The following is a 16,279-nucleotide window of genomic DNA, read 5'->3' on the forward strand; positions in this document are numbered from 1 at the left end:
CGCTGCCGCGAAGACGACAAGAGCCCCGCGCAGGCGCGGGGCTCGGACAAGGACCACCACCCGGGCCGGGGCCACGAGCAGCACGATCACGTGCGACGAACTCTCACCTGCGCAGGCCCCCGCGTCATGCGGAGCTTCGGCCGGTCCGACGAGCGGACCGACGACCGGCGGTCTTGGGCTCGCCCACAGTACGACACACCCGGGTGTGGCTCCAAATCACGGGGAGCGCCGGCCGCACCGGACGGGCCCGGGCGTCACGCCGCGCCGTGCGCGCTGAACGTGCACCAGTTGACGAACCCGGCCGGGGTGTCACGGTCGATCTCGCCCCGCGCACCGTGCAGGGCCCTCGCCATCGTCTCCCCCGCCGCCAGCCGACGGTGCAGCGCGAGCATGAGGTCCACGACCTCGACGTCGGGCACGGCGGCGATGGACGCGACGACACCGGCGGTCCCCTGCGACAGCATCGCCGACACCAGGCCCAGCACCTCGTCGCCCGCGTACGCCACGTCCGCGCCGGAGTGGCAGGAGGCGAGCACGAGGCGGCGCGGGGCGACGCCCGCGCGGTGCAGCTCCTGCACCGTCACGGGACCGTCGGCGAGCAGGACCGAGGAGAACATCGGGTTGTCCGAGCGCAGGGACCCGTGGCACGCGAGGTGGGCGAGGTCGGCGTCCGCGACGGCCGAGACGACGTCCTGGGCCCGGCTCCGCCCGGAACCCAGTGCACGCACGTCAGGGTGCAGCGACCGCAGCGCCTCGACCTCGTCCTGCGCGCCCCGCAGATCGGGCCCCGCCACGAGCACGACGGGCAGGCCCGACCTCGCCGGGCGCTCGCACGTCCGCATCCAGGTGGCGGCCGAGGGCGCGAGAGCGACCGGGCCGTCGTGCAGCGCCGACCACGGGGCTCCGTGCAGCACGCCGACCGGCACGACGACGAGCTCGGCGTCGGGTGGCAGCGACAGCGGCTCGACGAGCAGCGCCCGCAGCCGTGCGATGCGCATGTCCGCGCTCCGACGGGAGGCTGCCGCCGCCGCCGCGCTGCTCGGCTCGACCATCCTGCGCAGCGCGAACACCAGCGCACGGAGGTGACCCGCCACCTCCGCCTCGACGTGTCCCAGCTCGACGACCCGCGCGCCGGCAGGACCCACGACCACCGCGACGAGGTCCCCTCCGTACCGGCCCAGCTCCACCAGGTGGCGCCCCTCCAGCGCGGACCGCACCGTCGAGAGCCCGGGGACCGCACGTGCCGGATGCCGTGGCTCCACGTCGTCGAGCCACGCGGAACGCCGAGCGTGAGCAGCTCCCTCGTCGTCCGCGACGATCACGGAGCGCTGCCGGACGACGGGCCGGACGTCCTCCGGCGGCGTCGCGCCGTCGGGAACGTCGGGGTCCCGGGACGGGACGGCGAACGCCGACCCGACCGACCCGGGCGCGTCCGACGCCCCCTCGGGGTTACCCACCGCGACCCCGACGCGGTCGTCCGGCACGGCCAGCCCGAGGGCAGCGGCCCGCGTCTGCTCCATCCACCGCAGGACGGCCGCCGGGGACCCACCGCGGACGACGACCTCGAGCCCGAGCTCCCCCAGCTCGGCTCCGTGCCCCGACGCGAGCGCACGCAGCTCCATCGTCGGCAGCGCGGCACGGTGGCGCGCGAGGTCCCGCAGCCCGGCTCGGCACTGGGCGAGCACCCTGTCGTCAGCCCGCGCGAGCCGGGCGGCCATGGCCGCCGCCACCCGGCCTCGCAGCCGCACCGACAACGGCCCGCCGCGCGCGAGGTCGGCTGCTGCGGCGAACCTCGCCGCGGCACGCCGACGCGCCCCGACCGCGACGGCGATCCGGCCCCCGACGAGGTGGGCCTCCGCGGCGGCTGCCAGCTCGCCCGAGGCAGCCAGCCGGATCGCCGCCCGCTGCACGGACGCGAGCTCGGGGACGCCTGCGCGCTCCGACCGGGCCAGCGCCTGCGCCGTGACGAGGACCGCGCGGTCGTGCGCACCGGGGCGTCGTTGCCGACGGGCACCGTCCCGCGCGGCCGCCGCGTGCTCGGCCGCGTGCTCCGCGTCACCGGAGAGCAGCAGGGTCTCGGCCAGCGAGATCCGCGCGTCGACCTCGACCAGGCCGTCACCGGCGCGTGCGAGCTCGTCGAGCGCCCGGCGGCCCGCGACCGCCGCCTCCGGGAGCAGTCGGAGCTCGCGCATCGTGTCGGCGTACTCGAGGTAGTACTCCCCGGACGACTGGCCGGCCCGCTGGGACGCGGCGGCGGCCGCCTCGAGGTCACGCAGCCCTTCGGCGAGCCGCCCGGTGTGGACCTTGATGAGGGCCCGCGTGAGGTACGGCCAGGACCGCAGCGCCGGCCCCAGCCGCGCGGCTCCGTCAACCGCGAGCTGCGCCCAGTGGAGCGCCTCGACGTACGACGTGCGGGCGACGAGCACCAGCGCCAGGTTGTTCGCAGCACGCACCAGGTCCGGGCTGTCCGCGGCGACGTCGCGTGCCACGGCTCGATAACGTGCCTCGGCCCGGGCGAGCCGCCCGGCGTTGTGGTCCATGACGGCGAGCTGCAGATGCAGGCGGGCACGGAGCCCGTCCACCCGCGGGTCGTCCGCACCGTGCTGCTCGACCACCGCGAGGGCGGCCATGGCGTCGGACCGCGCCTGCGCGGTCCGACCGAGCTCCAGGCGGGCCACCGAGCGGCTGGCCAGCACCCAGGCGCCGACTGCGGCGAGGCCTGCGCGGCGCGCGACGCGTGCCGCCTCACCGAGCAGCCGCTCGGCGGACTCCGGGTCCCCGTCGTGACGGTGCAGCACGGCGACCGCACGCAGTCCCCAGGCGAGCGCCTCCGGCTCGCCCAGCGTCCGGGCCGCCGCCACGACGCGCACGGCGTCCGACCGAGCCCCGGCCGGGTCGGTGTCCAGTGCGGTCCGCAGGGCACGCGCCTCGCGGAGGAGGTCGGCGCGGGCGCCGCCCGGGGCGGTGTCGCGGGACATCTCGGGCAGCACTCTCGGATCCTAGGCTCCGCGGTGTATCACGAGCGCCCTCCGCCCACTCTGCAGGGGAACGGCACCCGATGACGAGGAGCAGAGACGTGACGCGATTCCCCGGCCGAGGTCCCGGTCGACCGTTCGGCGACGACTACGACACCCGGCTGACCGCGGGCCACGAGCAGCCTCGCGTGGCGGCCTTCGCCGCACGCGCCCAGCCCCGGCCCGCCGCGGGCTACCTGGAGCGGCTGCGCCCCGACCTCTCCCCCGGCGCGGAGGCCGAGGACGTCCTGGCGCGGCGCGACGCCGTCCTGACCCGTCTCCAGGACGGCTGGTCGACCCGCGGGGAGGAGCTCGACGTCGTGCGCAACCGGCACGGCTCCGACGTGCTCCCCATCGTCGGTGAGGTCCTGCTCCCTCCGTCGACGTGGGAGGACGTCCGTGCGGAGGCCGAGGCAGCAGGGCTCGAGCGCGTCGACCTCGGTCATCCCGAGCTCGAGGGCCGGGTCGTCAGGCTTCGCGCCCGTGACCCTCGGCGGGCACGCCGCCTCACCGGACTCATCAGCTCGCTGCGGTCCCGCGGGCACGCCGTGGCCCCGTCGTACGTGACGCCGCTGGGCGGGCGACCCATCATGAAGCCGACGTCCGGCGCCTTCGCACCGCGCGTCGCGACGTTCGACCAGTACGAGCAGTCCGGCCCGCGGTACGGCCAGGGCGTGGTGGTCGCGGTCATCGACACGGGTGTCACCGCCGAGGAACGCACCGACGGCTGGCTCGCGCGCGTCCGGCGCACCGCGGTGGACGACGCCGCGACGCACGGCGACGAGTCCAACGTCGACCCGCTCGACGCGGAGCCTCGCGACGGCTACCTCGACGTGTACGCGGGCCACGGCACGTTCGTCGCCGGCATCGTCGCCCAGGTCGCGCCGGGAGCCGAGATCCGCGCCTACAGGGCCGTCGGTCCCGGCGGCGCGGGCAGCGAGCTGGACGTCGCCTGCGCGCTCGTGCGCGCGGTCCGGGACGGTGCGCACGTCGTCAACCTCTCGCTCGGCACGCAGACGTTGTTCGACGAGCCGTCGTTGCCGCTGGCCGCGGCCCTCGACGTGGTCCGCGAGATCGAGGACGAGCGTGGCTGGGCCAGCGTGATCGTGTCCTCCGCCGGGAACTACGGGGACGACACCCCCACCTGGCCGGCCGCGTTCGGGCGCGTCGTCGCCGTGGGAGGGCTGACCGCCGACCTGCGCCCCACCACCTGGTCGAGCTCGGGGGCGTGGGTGGACTTCTCGACGGTGGCCGAGGGTGTCCTGTCCACGTTCGTGCACGGCAGCCAGAACCCCGCATTCAGCGCCGACCCGCACGAGTTCGGGCCGAACTCCTTCGCCCACTGGGTCGGCACGTCGTTCGCCGCGCCGCAGGTGTCGGGGTCGATCGCCCGCACCATGACCGAGCTCGGCGTCCCCGGCCCGCAGGCCGTCCACGCGCTCCTCGCCGCCGGCAAGCCCGTCGCGGGCTTCGGCAAGGCCCTGCAGATCCTGCCGGGAGCCTGACGTGCTGGGCACATGCCTCGTCGAGCGTCATGATGGCCTTCGGGACGAACCCGACAGGCGAAGGAGCCGCGCCGTGAGAAGCCGAGAGCAGCTGGGCGGACCGTACGGTGAACGCACCGCGACGCAGCTCGTGGCGGGCGCCCTCCACGGTGACGACGGCTCGTGGTCGGAGATCGTCCGGCGGCACACCAACCTCGTGATGGCGCGAGTGCGGCAGTTCCGGCTCACGCCGCAGCAGGCGGAGGACGTCGCGCAGACCGTGTGGCTCAATCTGCTGGAGCACCTCGGCGACCTGCGCGAGCCGGAGGCGCTGCCCGGCTGGATCTCGACCGCGACGCGTCACGAGTGCATCCGCATGACGAACCTGTCCCGACGCTCGATCCCCGTCGACCCGACGACCGGCCGCCTCGACGCCCAGGACGACGTCGAGCTGGACCGCGAGCTGCTGCGCAGCGAGCGCCACGCGGCACTCCGCGCGGCGCTGGCCGAGCTGCCACCGCACCAGCGCGAGCTGCTGCTCCTGCTCTCGACCGACCCTCCCCCGAGCTACCAGGAGGTGTCCGCGCGGCTGGGCATCCCCGTCGGGTCCATCGGCCCCACCCGCCAGCGCGGGCTGGCCCGGCTCCGTCAGACGGAGGCCATCCGCACCTATCTCGCGACGCCCTCCGGCGCCGTGCTCGGCGAAGGAGGCCGCGATGTCCTGGCACTCGGATGACGTGAGCCTGCCCCAGCCCCGCCCCGCCGACCGGTGGGAGGACGACGACGCGCTCGCCGCGGACCTGGTCGAGGCGCTCCGCGAGGAGGAGGCGGTGCAGCGGGTCGCCGCGGCGGCGTCGACGGCGTTCGGCGCCCACCGCGGGATGCTCGCGCTGCGCGAGGAGCTGGCGGCCGACCTCCTGCTGCTCTCGCTCGTGCACGACTCGTGCGCCGTCGGCGAGCTCACGGGCGTCCGTGACCGCAGCGGCCAGCCGTCGCGGACCCTCGTCTTCGAGGGCGAGGGCGTCGGGGTCGAGGTCGAGGTGACCGACGGCGCGATCGAGGGTCAGCTGATCCCGGCCCGACCAGGACGCGTCGTGCTGCGCCGACCCGACGGCGATCTCGCCGCGGTCGACACCGACGAGGTGGGCTACTTCCGCCTCGTGGCCCGTCCAGAAGGACCTGTGCGCCTGGTCTGCGAGACGACGGACGGCACGTGCGTGACCGAGTGGCTGCCCTGGTGAGGGGCTGACGGCGCGGGAGACCTCCCGGCGCGAGGACGGGGCCCGGCCCGCAGGGGGGACCGGGCCTCGTCCGCGTCCGGCGGAACCCGCCGGGGACGCACGACGGCCCGGCACCCTCGCGGGTGCCGGGCCGTCGTCACGCGGTGGAGCGACCGTCAGGCCGCCTCCTCCTCCGTGAGGTTGCGCGTCTTGCTCTGGTCCAGCGGGATGCCGGGGCCGTTCGTGGTCGACAGCGTCGCCTTGGCGATGTAGCGACCCTTCGACGACGCGGGCTTCAGACGCAGGATCTCGTCGAGCGCGGCGGCGTAGTTCTCCACCAGCTGGGTCTCCGAGAAGGACACCTTGCCGATGATGAAGTGCAGGTTCGCGTGCCGGTCGACACGGAACTCGATCTTGCCGCCCTTGATGTCGGACACGGCCTTGGCCACGTCCATCGTCACGGTGCCCGTCTTCGGGTTCGGCATGAGGCCACGCGGGCCCAGGACCTTGCCCAGTCGACCGACCTTGCCCATGAGGTCAGGGGTGGCCACGGCGGCGTCGAAGTCCGTCCAGCCGGCCGCGACCTTGGCGATGAGGTCGTCGCCGCCGACCTCGTCGGCGCCGGCGGCGCGGGCCTGCTCGGCACGGTCGCCGTTGGCGAACACGATGACGCGGGCCGTCTTGCCGGTGCCGTGCGGCAGGTTCACCGTGCCACGGACCATCTGGTCGGCCTTGCGGGGGTCGACACCGAGACGGAAGGCGACCTCGACGGTCGAGTCGTACTTGGTGGTCGCCGTCTCCTTGGCGAGGCGCACTGCCTCGAGGGGCGCGTAGATCCGCTCCGGGTCGATCTTCTCGACGGCGGCGCGGTACGCCTTGCTGTGCTTGGGCATCTGCCTGTTCTCCTTGTGTCAGCAGTTGTGGTCATGCGGGCCGCACACGGGCCCTGCCACCTGCCGGTGAGCGCGGGTCGCGCTCACCGACGCGTCGTGCGTGCCGAGCGGAAGCTCAGCCCTCGACCTTGATCCCCATCGACCGGGCGGTGCCGGTGATGATCTTCTCGGCCGACGCGAGGTCGTTCGCGTTGAGGTCCTCGAGCTTGGTGCTGGCGATCTCGCGGACCTGGTCCGCCGTCAGCGAGCCCACCTTGACGGTGTGCGGCGTGGGCGAGCCCTTGGCCACACCCGCGGCCTTCTTGATCAGCTCGGCGGCCGGCGGCGTCTTCGTGATGAAGGTGAACGAGCGGTCCTCGTACACCGTGATCTCGACGGGGATGACGTTGCCGCGCTGCGACTCGGTCGCCGCGTTGTACGCCTTGCAGAACTCCATGATGTTGACGCCGTGCTGACCCAGCGCGGGGCCGATCGGCGGCGCGGGGGTCGCGGCACCGGCGTTGATCTGGAGCTTGATGAGGCCGGTGACCTTCTTCTTCGGGGGCATGATGCCTTCCGTTCTTCTCGTGGGCCGACGCCGTGGGCGATGACCCGGTTGCAGGGCCCCGCGGCGCGGGGCGGTCAGCAGGTCAGATCTTCGAGACCTGGCTGAAGGACAGCTCGACCGGGGTCTCCCGGCCGAAGAGCGAGACGAGGACCTTGAGCTTCTGGTTCTCGGGGTTGATCTCGGAGATCGTGGCGGGCAGCGTGTCGAACGGCCCGCCGTCGGTGACGGTGACCGACTCGCCGACCGTGAAGTCGACCTCGACCTGCTTGCTCGACGCCTTGGCGGCCTGCTGCGCGGGCGTCTTCGCCTCGATCGTCGGGGCCAGCATCGAGAAGACCTCGTCGAGCGTCAGCGGCACGGGCTGGTGCGTGTGGCCGACGAACCCGGTGACGCCCGGCGTGTGGCGCACGGCGCCCCACGACTCGTCGGTGAGGTCCATGCGGACCAGGACGTAGCCGGGGATCCGCACGCGCTTGACGACCTTGCGCTGCGCGTTCTTGATCTCCACGACCTCCTCCATGGGGACCTCCACCTGGTGGATGTAGTCCTCCATGTTCAGGCTCTGCGTGCGCGACTCGAGGTTCACCTTCACGCGGTTCTCGTAGCCCGCGTAGGAGTGGATGACGAACCAGTCACCAGGCATCCGGCGCAGCTGCGCCTTGAACGCGGCGACCGGGTCCTCGTCGGGATCGACCTCGTCCGCTTCGGAGGCGCCGTCGGCGTCCACATCTGCGGGCGCGTCGTCGTCGACGGGGGCGTCGTCCGCCTCGACGTCGTCCGCGTCGGTGGCGGCCGTGTCGTCGACCTCGTCACCCGCGCTCGCCTCGACGGCCTCGACCGACGCCAGGGCGTCCGCGAGCTCGGCCTCGGCGCCCGACGTGGGCTCCTGCGACTCCTGCGACACGTGCAACCTGCTTTCTCCGTTGTGGACCGGCGCGCGCCGGTGGTTGCGCGGCTCGACCCGCGCGGGTGGGGTGACGCGACGGCGTCAGCCGGCGTGCGTCACCCGAAGACCCAGAACGCCAGCTTGCCGATCCCCAGGTCGATCACCGTCACGAACAGCATGACGACCGTGACGAACACGAGCACGACGCTGGTGTAGGTGACCAGCTCCTGCCGGGTCGGACGGACGACCTTCTTGAGCTCGGCCACGACCTGGCGCACGAAGAGCGCGATGCGCGCGAACAGCCCGCGCTTCTCCTCGCCGCGTCGCGGAGCACGCTCGCTCCTGCTGACGTGCGAGCCCTCGGCGTCGGACGCCGCGGCGGCAGCGGTATCGCTCACGTCTGGCCCCTGTCTCGTCATCGGTGCGGCACCCGGGGTGGGTGCCGTGTGTCGAGGACGCCCGGACTGACCGACGCGACGCGCCGGACCGACCGGCGGTCCTGCTCACGACGCCGACCCGGACCTCGGGATGCCCCGAGGCCGAGCCGGTCCGCGTGCGCAGGGCAGACAGGACTCGAACCTGCAACCTGCGGTTTTGGAGACCGCTGCGCTACCAATTGCGCCACTGCCCTACGACGGCCGGGTCGTCATGACCTCAGCACCACCGCCGGACCGGGCTCGATTCCTCTGAGCTCGACCTGAAGGCGTGCTTCATCATGACGGACGTCAACCGCCGGTGGATCACTGTACGCGACGCGGGGCCGTACGGTCGAACCCGCTCGGACCCAGTTCCTGTCCGGCCCTGGTACCGGCCGCGTACCACGTCGTGATATGCCGTCGCCCCGCACCCGTGCCCCTCTGCGAGGATGTCCGCGTGACCGAGCACAGCGCCCCGACGACGACGTCCACCCGCGCCCGGGTCTCCGCCCGGGTCGCCGCGATCGCGGAGTCCGCGACCCTCGCGGTCGACGCGAAGGCGAAGGCGCTCAAGGCGGCAGGCCGACCGGTGATCGGCTTCGGCGCCGGCGAGCCCGACTTCCCGACGCCGGACTACATCGTCGAGGCCGCCGTCCGGGCCGCGCAGGACCCGGTCAACCACCGCTACTCCCCCGCCGCGGGCCTGCCCGTGCTGCGCGAGGCCATCGCCGCCAAGACGCTGCGGGACTCGGGGTACGAGGTCAAGGCGTCGGACGTGCTCGTCACGAACGGCGGCAAGCAGGCCGTCTTCCAGGCCTTCGCCGCGATCCTGGACCCGGGCGACGAGGTCCTGCTGCCCGCGCCCTACTGGACGACGTACCCCGAGGCCATCCGCCTGACGGGCGCCGAGCCGGTCGAGGTGTTCGCGGGCGTCGACCAGGGGTACCTGGTGACGGTCGAGCAGCTGGAGGCCGCACGCACGCCCCGCACCAAGGCGCTGCTGTTCAACTCCCCGTCCAACCCCACGGGCGCGGTGTACTCCCCCGAGCAGACCGAGGAGATCGGCCGCTGGGCGCTGGAGCACGGCATCTGGGTCGTCACCGACGAGATCTACGAGCACCTGACCTACGACGACGCCGTGTTCACGCCGATCGTGCGCGTCGTGCCCGAGCTCGCCGACACCACGATCGTGCTCAACGGCGTCGCGAAGACCTACGCGATGACCGGGTGGCGCGTCGGCTGGATGATCGCCCCGACCGACGTCATCAAGGCCGCGACCAACCTGCAGTCGCACCTGACGTCGAACGTCGCCAACGTCTCGCAGCGCGCGGCCGTGGCGGCGCTGACCGGTGACCTGTCCGCCGTGGACGCGATGCGCACCGCGTTCGACCGCCGTCGTCGCACCATGGTCGGGATGCTCGAGCAGATCGACGGCGTGCGCTGCCCCGCGCCGCAGGGCGCGTTCTACGCCTACCCCTCCGTCGAGGGGGTCCTGGGCCGCACCATCCGCGGCGTCACGCCGACGACGTCGGCCGAGCTCGCGTCGCTGATCCTCGACGAGGTCGAGGTCGCCGTCGTGCCCGGTGAGGCGTTCGGTCCCAGCGGCTACGTGCGGCTGTCGTACGCGTTGGGCGACGACGACCTGGCCGAGGGCGTCGGCCGCATCCAGGCACTGCTCGGCGAGGCCGTCTGACCTCCTGACGGCCCCGTGTCCACCGGTCGGTGGACACGGGAGACCGTCGTGCGGTCGTGGCCTCGCGGTGGGTCGGCACGACAGGCTGGTGGCATGGCGACCACGAACGCCCCCGCCGTGCTGGTCGAGGGGCTCCACAAGCGGTACGGCGACAAGCGCGCCGTGGACGGCCTGGACCTGCGCGTCGAGCACGGTGAGATCGTCGCGGTCCTGGGCCCCAACGGCGCCGGGAAGACGACGACCGTCGAGACCCTCGAGGGGTTCCGCCGCGCCGACGCCGGGCACGTGCGCGTGCTCGGCGAGGACCCCGCCCGTGGCGACCGGGCGTGGCGTGCACGTCTCGGCGTCGTGCTGCAGGACAACCAGGACCTCGCCGAGGTCACGGTCGCCGAGATCGTGCGGCACGTCGCCGGCTTCTACCCCGCGCCGCGGGACCCGGAGACCGTCATCGAGGAGGTCGGCCTCCGCGAGAAGCGGTCGGCCCGCGTCCGCGCGCTCTCCGGCGGACAGCGCCGCCGTCTCGACGTCGCCCTCGGGATCGTCGGCGACCCCGAGCTGCTGTTCCTCGACGAGCCGACCACCGGCTTCGACCCGCAGGCGCGGCACGCGTTCTGGGACCTCGTCGAGGGCCTGCGTGACGAGGGCACGACCATCCTGCTGACCACGCACTACCTCGAGGAGGCCGAGCGCCTCGCCGACCGCGTGGTCGTCGTCGCGCACGGACGGGTCCTGGCGGACGGTGCGCCGGCGGACCTGGGCGGGCGGCAGGCACGACGCGCACGCGTGCGCTGGACGGTCGACGGCGTCGGCCACGAGGAGGCCACGGACACCCCGACGGCGCTCGTCGCGCGGTTGGCCGCGCAGGTCGGCCACCCCGACGGGGAGGTGCCGGGCCTGCAGGTCCTACGCCCGACCCTCGAGGACGTGTACCTCGGGCTGATCGGCGAGGCTGCGGCGGACGTCGCCACGGACGACACCCCCGAGGAGACGGCGCGATGAGCGCGACGGCCCCGCGCTCGTCCCGTCCGCTGCCCGGGCTGGCGCGCCTCGCGTTGTCACGCACGGTCTTCGAGGTCCGCGTGTTCTTCCGCGAGCGGGACGCGGTGGTGTTCGTGTTCGCCTACCCGATCCTCATGCTCGCGATCTTCGCCACGGTGTTCGGCTCCGACGAGGAGCTGGCTCCGGGCACCGGGGTCTACTTCCCGCAGTACTTCCTTCCCGGGATGGTCGCCACCGGCGTCATGCTGTCGAGCTTCCAGAACCTCGCGATCGCGATCGCGGCCGAGCGTGACGACGGCACCCTCAAGCGCCTGCGGTCGACCCCCCTGCCCGCCACGGCGTACTTCCTCGGCAAGACCGGGCAGGTGCTCTGCACCGCCGCCGTGCAGACGGCGCTGCTGCTCGCCGTCGCCGCGCTGGCGTTCGACGTGCCGCTGCCGACGGACCCGCAACGCTGGCTGACCTTCGCGTGGGTCTTCGTGCTCGGCACCGCCACGGGCTCGGTGTGCGGGGTGGCGTTCTCGTCGGTGCCGCGCACCGGGCGGTCGGCCAGCCCGGTGGTGATCCCCGTGGTCCTGGTCCTGCAGTTCGTGTCCGGCGTGTTCTTCCAGTTCAACGAGCTGCCCACGTGGATGCAACAGGCCGCCTCGGTGTTCCCGCTGAAGTGGATGGCCCAGGGCATGCGCTCGGTGTTCCTGCCCGACGAGCTCGCGGTGATCGAGCCCGCGGGGTCCTGGCAGCACGGTGCGACGGCCGCGGTGCTCGTCGCCTGGCTCGTCGTCGGGCTGGTCGTGGGGGTGCGGACGTTCCGCTGGCGGCGTCGGGACGACGGGTGACGCACGCCCGCTCGCCGGCCGCGCTCGTGGCAGAGTCGCCGGCATGAGCCCTGCCGACGCGCGTCCCGTGACGCCGACCGTGGACCGGCGCGGGTTCTGGCTGCGGACGCTGCTGATGTACGACCTGGTCTTCGTCGGGATGACGGCGGTGTACCTGCTGGCGGTCCTCACCCAGGCGACGAGCCTGGCCGACGGCGCGGTCCCGCTGACCACGATGAGCGTGCTGGCGCTCGCGTACGCGGTGGTCGGTCGCCGCGCCGCGCAGCGTGGCAGCGCCCGGCTCGCGGACGGGTACCTGGTGGTCCTCCTCGTCGTGGTGGTCGTGCAGGTCGCCGACGGCGACATCGGCTCGGTGCTGCTCTTCCTCGGCTTCCTGCAGATCTGGTTCTTCAGCCGCACGCGCGTCGCGGGCGTCGTGTGGGCGGCGGCGCTCACCCTGGGCATCACGACGGCCGCGGTGCTGCGCGTGCAGGCGACCGGGCCGCAGGTCGCGGAGATCGCCGCGGAGTTCGGCACCGCGCTGCTGTTCGCGGTGGTGCTCGGGCTGTGGATCACGCGGGTGGCGGAGCAGAGCGAGGAACGCGCGTACCTGCTCGACGAGCTGCGCGCCACGCAGGAGGCCCTGGCGGCGTCGCACCACGCGGCGGGTGTCGTCGCGGAGCGCCAGCGCCTGGCCGCGGAGATCCACGACACTCTCGCGCAGGGCTTCACGTCCGTGGTGATGCTCGCGGAGACGGCGGCCGTGGAGAACGCCCGCGGGCACGTCGACCGGGTGGCGGCCAGGCTGGAGCACATCGAGGGCGTCGCCCGCGACAACCTGGCCGAGGCGCGCACGCTCGTCGCCGCGACCGCACCTCCCGACCTCCAGGACGGCACCCTCGCAGACGCGCTGGTGCGGCTCGCCGTCAGGTTCGGCGACGAGACGGGCGTCCGCGTCGACGTCGTCGACGACACCGGCGACGCCGTGGGCGCCGAGGCGCAGGTCGTCCTGCTGCGGGCCGCGCAGGAGTCGCTCGCCAACGTGCGCCGGCACGCGGGGGCGTCGCACGTGAGGATCGGGCTGGCGGGCGTCGACGACGAGGTCGTCCTCGAGATCGTCGACGACGGTCGCGGGTTGCCGCAGGACGTAGCCGAGGGCCACGGACTGCGTGGCATGCGGGCGCGGGCGGACGCGGCGGGCGGCACGCTCGAGGTGACGGGGCAACCGGGCGTCGGGACGCGACTGCGACTGCGGGTGCCGGACGGTCGGCGCGCCACCACGGATCCGGACCGCGCCGGACCGTCCGGCACGGCGGGTGCCCCACCCGACCCCCACCTGACGGGGGCGTCGTCGTGACCGTGCGGGTCATCGTGGCCGACGACCACCCCGTCGTGCGCGCGGGCATCGTCGCGCTGCTGGCCCTCGAGCCCGACCTCGAGGTGGTCGGCGAGGCCGGTGACGGCGCGCGGGCGGTCGCCCTCGCGCACGAGCTGCGGCCCGACCTGGTCCTCATGGACCTGCGCATGCCCGGCACGGACGGCGCCACCGCGACGGCCCGGATCGTCGACGAGCTGCCGGGCGTGCACGTCCTGGTCCTGACGACGTACGAGACGGACACGGACATCCTGCGCGCGGTCGAGGCCGGTGCGACGGGCTACCTGCTCAAGGACACCCCGCGGGGCCAGCTCGTGGCCGGGGTGCGTGCCGCGTCACGCGGCGAGTCCGCGCTGTCGCCGTCGGTGGCCCGCCGGCTGGTCCAGCAGGTGCGCGGCGACCACGGGGAGCGGCTGACCCCGCGCGAGCGCGAGGTGCTCGCGGGCGTCGCACGCGGTCTGTCCAACGCCGGCGTGGGACGTGAGCTGTTCATCACCGAGGCCACCGTCAAGACGCACCTGCTGCGCGCGTTCGCGAAGCTCGGCGTCGACGACCGCACCCGCGCGGTGACGGTCGCGATCGAGCGAGGGATCCTGCCGGGCGCGTGAACCGACGCCGTGCGGCCGCCGAGGACCGGCGCTCGGACGGGCCTACTGCGCCGGTGGTCGCGCGACCATACTGAGCCCATGCGGAACGGGCCGACGACGGGGCGAGCCCCCACCGTGCCCACCGACGCCGCACGCCGGCCGGCGCCGCACGTCACCGTCCGCGGCCGGCTGATGACGTCGGTCGTCGCCCTGACCGCCGCCGCCATGACCATCTCCGGCGTGACGGGGCTCGCGCTGCAGCTGCGGGCGACGGACGCCCGCATCGACGAGTCCCTCACCCGCGCGGTGAGCGCGCTGCGGACCAGCGTGGTCGAGGGAGAGCCGCAGCCCGACGGGTCGCGGGTCCCGTGGACCTCCGTGCAGACGCTGCTGCAGAAGGCGGTCGAGGCGCGCGTCCCGGGCGAGCACGAGGGCGTGCTCTCGATGCTCGACGGGACGTTCTTCATGCGCCCCGCCGACGAGACCCGCGCCGTGCGCCTCGACACCGACGAGGAGCTCATGGCGTGGCTGCGCGCGCTGCCCACCGGCGACCCGCTCGCGGGCTTCCCCCGCACCGTGCGCACGTCGGTCACCGAGTACCGGCTGGTCGCCGTGCCCGTGCACCTGGAGGCGGACCCCGCCGTCGCAGGCATGTTCGTGGTCGCGTCGGACCGCACCGCGCAGAACGCGGGCGTGTGGCGGATCTTCCTCACGTACTCGGCGGTCGGCGTGGCGGCGCTGATCGTGACGTCGCTCGTCGCGTGGTTCGTGGTCGGACGCATGCTGCGTCCGGTGCGGGTGCTGCGCGACACCGTGCGACGCGTCACGGAGTCCGACCTGTCGGAGCGCATCGAGGTCACCGGCAAGGACGACCTCGCGGACCTCGCCGCGTCCGTGAACTCGATGCTGCAGCGACTCGAGCGTGCGTTCGGGTCCCAGCGCGAGCTGCTGGACGACGTGGGCCACGAGCTCCGCACGCCGTTGACGATCGTGCGCGGTCACCTCGAGCTGCTCGACCCGGGCGACGAGGCCGACGTGCGCGCCACGCAGTCGCTCGCTCTCGACGAGCTGGACCGCATGCAGCGGCTCGTCGACGACCTCGTGACCCTGGCGACCGTGGACCGGCCGGACTTCGTGCGTCGCGCGCCCGTCGACGTCGGACGGCTCACGGACGACGTGCTGGAGAAGGCCCGCGGCCTGGGCGAGCGCCGGTTCGTCGTCGTCGCGCGCGCCGACGTCGTGGTCGACGTCGACGCCCAGCGCATCACGCAGGCGTGGCTGCAGCTGCTGGCCAACGCCGTGCGCTTCTCCGCGGCCGGGGCGGTCGTGCGCCTGGGGAGCGAGGTGGCCGACGGCCGCCTGCTGGTGTGGGTGCGCGACGAGGGACCCGGCGTCCCGCCCGAGGAGGAGTCCCGCATCTTCGAGCGCTTCCACCGCGGCCAGGCCGACCGCGTGCAGCATGGTGCAGGCCTGGGCCTGCCCATCGTCGCGGCGATCGCCGCCGCTCACGGGGGACGCGTGTTCCTCGAGCACCCGCCGCCCGGCGCCGGTCCCGGCGTCGGTTTCGTCCTCGACCTGCCCGCCGTCGGCCTCGTCGACGGCGAGGCCGAGTCCTTCGAGCTCGTGGAGCCTCACCGATGACCCACATCCTGATCGCCGAGGACGAGGAGCGCATCGCCTCCTTCGTCGCCAAGGGACTGCGCGCCCACGGGTACGAGGCGACTGCCGTGCTGACCGGGGAAGCCGCCCTCGAGCGCATCGAGACCGGCGGGATCGACCTGCTCGTGCTCGACCTGGGGCTGGGCGACATGGACGGCTTCGAGGTCCTGCGCCACCTGCGTACCGAGGGCTACGAGCTCCCGGTGATCCTGCTGACCGCCCGGTCGTCCGTGACCGACACCGTGACGGGCCTGGAGTCCGGGGCCGACGACTACATGGCCAAGCCGTTCCGGTTCGAGGAGCTCCTCGCGCGCGTACGGCTGCGGCTGCGCAGCCAGCCGGCCGCGACCGCGCGCGGCAACGTCCTCACGCACGGTCGGCTCCAGCTCGACCTGCGCACGCGCCGCATGAAGGTCGACGACACCGAGGTCGACCTGTCGGCCCGCGAGTTCGCGCTCGCGGAGACGTTCATGCGCAACGCGGGCGACGTGCTGACGCGCGAGCGGCTCCTGTCGGAGGTGTGGGGCTACGACTTCGACCCCGGCTCGAACGTCGTCGACGTGTACGTGCGGTACCTGCGCCGCAAGCTCGGCGCCGAGCACTTCGACACCATCCGCGGGGTCGGCTACCGCCTCGTCGACGCCTCGGCGTGACGTCCGTCCACGTCACGCGTGCCTGTCGCGCCTGCCGC

General features: G+C 73.7%; 15 protein-coding genes and 1 tRNA gene. 10 read left to right on the forward strand and 6 right to left on the reverse strand.

Annotated features, from left to right (window positions below):
• Nucleotides 1-254: 254 nt before the first annotated feature.
• Nucleotides 255-2,990 (reverse strand): CHAT domain-containing protein, encoded by a 2,736-nt coding sequence (locus tag NP048_RS13505; RefSeq protein WP_227576147.1) that lies wholly within the window; start codon nucleotides 2,988-2,990, stop codon nucleotides 255-257.
• An 86-nt stretch (nucleotides 2,991-3,076) separates the two neighbouring features.
• On the opposite strand from NP048_RS13505, the gene NP048_RS13510 reads away from it, so the two are divergent.
• The 3 genes from NP048_RS13510 (at nucleotide 3,077) to NP048_RS13520 (ending at nucleotide 5,739) form a co-directional block, all read left to right on the forward strand.
• Nucleotides 3,077-4,519 carry a S8 family peptidase gene (locus tag NP048_RS13510; protein WP_227576148.1) on the forward strand — a complete coding sequence of 481 codons (1,443 nt, stop codon included), beginning with the start codon at nucleotides 3,077-3,079 and terminating at the stop codon, nucleotides 4,517-4,519.
• Between the two features lie 73 nt (nucleotides 4,520-4,592).
• Nucleotides 4,593-5,234: an RNA polymerase sigma factor gene (locus tag NP048_RS13515; RefSeq protein WP_227576149.1), complete on the forward strand. Its 642-nt coding sequence runs from the start codon at nucleotides 4,593-4,595 to the stop codon at nucleotides 5,232-5,234.
• Nucleotides 5,215-5,739 (forward strand): hypothetical protein, encoded by a 525-nt coding sequence (locus NP048_RS13520; protein WP_227576150.1) that lies wholly within the window; start codon nucleotides 5,215-5,217, stop codon nucleotides 5,737-5,739. Before NP048_RS13515 ends, NP048_RS13520 begins: the two co-directional genes overlap by 20 nt.
• Nucleotides 5,740-5,894: 155 nt before the next feature.
• On the opposite strand, the gene rplA is transcribed toward NP048_RS13520, so the two are convergent.
• From rplA to NP048_RS13545, 5 genes are all read right to left on the reverse strand, one after another.
• Nucleotides 5,895-6,611 carry a 50S ribosomal protein L1 gene (gene rplA / locus NP048_RS13525; protein ID WP_227576151.1) on the reverse strand — a complete coding sequence of 239 codons (717 nt, stop codon included), beginning with the start codon at nucleotides 6,609-6,611 and terminating at the stop codon, nucleotides 5,895-5,897.
• A 115-nt stretch (nucleotides 6,612-6,726) separates the two neighbouring features.
• Nucleotides 6,727-7,158, reverse strand: a complete 432-nt coding sequence (rplK, locus tag NP048_RS13530) for a 50S ribosomal protein L11 (RefSeq protein ID WP_227576152.1) — start codon at nucleotides 7,156-7,158, stop codon at nucleotides 6,727-6,729.
• A gap of 82 nt (nucleotides 7,159-7,240) precedes the next feature.
• Nucleotides 7,241-8,062, reverse strand: a complete 822-nt coding sequence (nusG, locus tag NP048_RS13535) for a transcription termination/antitermination protein NusG (protein ID WP_227576153.1) — start codon at nucleotides 8,060-8,062, stop codon at nucleotides 7,241-7,243.
• 98 nt (nucleotides 8,063-8,160) lie between these two features.
• Nucleotides 8,161-8,442 (reverse strand): preprotein translocase subunit SecE, encoded by a 282-nt coding sequence (gene secE, locus NP048_RS13540; RefSeq protein WP_227576154.1) that lies wholly within the window; start codon nucleotides 8,440-8,442, stop codon nucleotides 8,161-8,163.
• A 160-nt stretch (nucleotides 8,443-8,602) separates the two neighbouring features.
• Nucleotides 8,603-8,675 (reverse strand) — tRNA-Trp (locus tag NP048_RS13545).
• 242 nt (nucleotides 8,676-8,917) lie between these two features.
• On the opposite strand from NP048_RS13545, the gene NP048_RS13550 reads away from it, so the two are divergent.
• The 7 genes from NP048_RS13550 to NP048_RS13580 all read left to right on the forward strand — a co-directional run bounded on the left by NP048_RS13550 (nucleotide 8,918) and on the right by NP048_RS13580 (nucleotide 16,241).
• Entirely contained in the window at nucleotides 8,918-10,153 is a 1,236-nt protein-coding gene (locus NP048_RS13550; RefSeq protein WP_227576155.1) for a pyridoxal phosphate-dependent aminotransferase, read from the forward strand.
• Nucleotides 10,154-10,246: 93 nt separating this feature from the next.
• The gene (locus tag NP048_RS13555; RefSeq protein WP_227576156.1) at nucleotides 10,247-11,152 is read left to right on the forward strand and encodes an ABC transporter ATP-binding protein; all 906 of its coding nucleotides are present in this window, start codon (nucleotides 10,247-10,249) and stop codon (nucleotides 11,150-11,152) included.
• The gene (locus tag NP048_RS13560) at nucleotides 11,149-11,988 is read left to right on the forward strand and encodes an ABC transporter permease (RefSeq protein WP_227576157.1); all 840 of its coding nucleotides are present in this window, start codon (nucleotides 11,149-11,151) and stop codon (nucleotides 11,986-11,988) included. Before NP048_RS13555 ends, NP048_RS13560 begins: the two co-directional genes overlap by 4 nt.
• A gap of 43 nt (nucleotides 11,989-12,031) precedes the next feature.
• Nucleotides 12,032-13,324, forward strand: a complete 1,293-nt coding sequence (locus NP048_RS13565; RefSeq protein WP_227576158.1) for a sensor histidine kinase — start codon at nucleotides 12,032-12,034, stop codon at nucleotides 13,322-13,324.
• Complete coding sequence (locus NP048_RS13570; protein ID WP_284439705.1) at nucleotides 13,321-13,950, forward strand: response regulator; 630 nt, start codon at nucleotides 13,321-13,323, stop codon at nucleotides 13,948-13,950. Before NP048_RS13565 ends, NP048_RS13570 begins: the two co-directional genes overlap by 4 nt.
• Nucleotides 13,951-14,028: 78 nt before the next feature.
• Nucleotides 14,029-15,570 carry a sensor histidine kinase gene (locus NP048_RS13575; protein ID WP_227576159.1) on the forward strand — a complete coding sequence of 514 codons (1,542 nt, stop codon included), beginning with the start codon at nucleotides 14,029-14,031 and terminating at the stop codon, nucleotides 15,568-15,570.
• Nucleotides 15,567-16,241, forward strand: coding sequence for a response regulator transcription factor (locus tag NP048_RS13580; protein ID WP_227576160.1), 675 nt, complete (start codon nucleotides 15,567-15,569; stop codon nucleotides 16,239-16,241). Before NP048_RS13575 ends, NP048_RS13580 begins: the two co-directional genes overlap by 4 nt.
• Nucleotides 16,242-16,279 lie beyond the last annotated feature (38 nt).

The sequence above is a fragment of the Cellulomonas xiejunii genome (assembly GCF_024508315.1).
GTDB lineage: Bacteria > Actinomycetota > Actinomycetes > Actinomycetales > Cellulomonadaceae > Cellulomonas > Cellulomonas xiejunii.

What these genes read in the sequence shown, in the direction of transcription:
- NP048_RS13580 (WP_227576160.1), top strand. Translation starts at nt 15,567, where the DNA reads ATGACCCACATCCTGATCGCCGAGGACGAGGAGCGCATCGCCTCCTTC.
- NP048_RS13560 (WP_227576157.1), top strand. Translation starts at nt 11,149, where the DNA reads ATGAGCGCGACGGCCCCGCGCTCGTCCCGTCCGCTGCCCGGGCTGGCG.
- NP048_RS13555 (WP_227576156.1), top strand. Translation starts at nt 10,247, where the DNA reads ATGGCGACCACGAACGCCCCCGCCGTGCTGGTCGAGGGGCTCCACAAG.
- rplK (WP_227576152.1), bottom strand. Translation starts at nt 7,158, where the DNA reads ATGCCCCCGAAGAAGAAGGTCACCGGCCTCATCAAGCTCCAGATCAAC.
- rplA (WP_227576151.1), bottom strand. Translation starts at nt 6,611, where the DNA reads ATGCCCAAGCACAGCAAGGCGTACCGCGCCGCCGTCGAGAAGATCGAC.
- NP048_RS13565 (WP_227576158.1), top strand. Translation starts at nt 12,032, where the DNA reads ATGAGCCCTGCCGACGCGCGTCCCGTGACGCCGACCGTGGACCGGCGC.
- NP048_RS13575 (WP_227576159.1), top strand. Translation starts at nt 14,029, where the DNA reads ATGCGGAACGGGCCGACGACGGGGCGAGCCCCCACCGTGCCCACCGAC.
- NP048_RS13520 (WP_227576150.1), top strand. Translation starts at nt 5,215, where the DNA reads ATGTCCTGGCACTCGGATGACGTGAGCCTGCCCCAGCCCCGCCCCGCC.